This window comes from Methylobacterium nigriterrae (assembly GCF_037106235.1).
Lineage (GTDB): Bacteria > Pseudomonadota > Alphaproteobacteria > Rhizobiales > Beijerinckiaceae > Methylobacterium > Methylobacterium nigriterrae.
The window spans coordinates 1-980 of sequence record NZ_JBAWTG010000417.1; the positions used below are offsets into that span (position 1 = coordinate 1).

At 71.0% G+C, this 980-nt stretch carries 1 protein-coding gene; it reads right to left on the minus strand.

The annotated features are described in order from the left end of the window. Window positions 1–950 (minus strand): ABC transporter permease (locus WDW90_RS37495; RefSeq protein ID WP_336492786.1); only part of this gene is annotated, 950 nt, incomplete at its 3' end. Between the last annotated feature and the right edge of the window lie 30 nt (window positions 951–980).

Below are 980 nucleotides of genomic sequence, written 5' to 3' on the forward strand. Positions count from 1 at the left end.
AGCAGGAGATGCGCGAGGGCTTGGCCCACGATGGCCCGCGCGCCCGCCCGGCGTTGCCGCCCCAGGCTCCCGCCCTTCTCGAAGGCGACGCCCCCAACGGTCGCGGAGCCCAGGAGCAACGTCTGCTGCAGGATCAGCACGAAGGCCGCCGGAACCACGTAGCTCGCATATCCTCCGGTCGGGTTGAAGAGGGGCTGCGACACCACCTCCACCGGGGAGCTGCGCGCGAGCGCCGCGCGGGCGAGACTGCCGTCGAGCCTCGCGCCGCGGGCTGCGATCTCGGAAGTGACGGTGCCGGCGGCCTCGGAGAGGCCCTGCAGCATGCGGTTGAACATCAGGAAATAGGCCGAGTCGACGTAGGCGGCGAGCCGTGCCGGCCTGCCCTTCAGGATGTCGCGCTCGGTGTCCGCGGGAATGCCCAGGATGGCGAAGACCTCGCGGCGTGCGAGGGCGGCGTGTGCCTCCGCCAGAGTGTCGGCACGGACCGTGACGGCGACGGCCTCGTCCGCATCCACGATCTGGGTGATGTGGCGGCTCAGGGGCGTGTGGTCCTGATCGACGATGGCGATCGGGATCTCGCGCAGCAATTGGCCGAGATAGGGCTGCGGATAGAGGATGCCGTAGATCACCGGCGCCAGCACGATCAGGCTGAAGACGCCGCGGTCGTTGAGGATGCGGCGCCATTCGGCGGCCATGGCGCCGCCGACACCGCTCACCGGCGCGCGGTCTTCGGGTGCCGCAGGTTCGGCGGGCCGCCGCGGGTTCGTGCGCACCATAACGCGCAGGCGCCACCACGCGAGACCGAACGCGGCGGAGGCCAACGCGCAGAGGGTCAGGAGCGGCGCGACCGAGCTGGAGGGCGGCAGGCCCCGCACCGCTTGGTCGAACAGGATCTGGATGTACCAGCGCAGCGGCAGCAGGTCGCCCCAGAGGCGCGCGAACCCGTTCATGGCGAGCACCGGAAAGCCGACGCCTGCGAA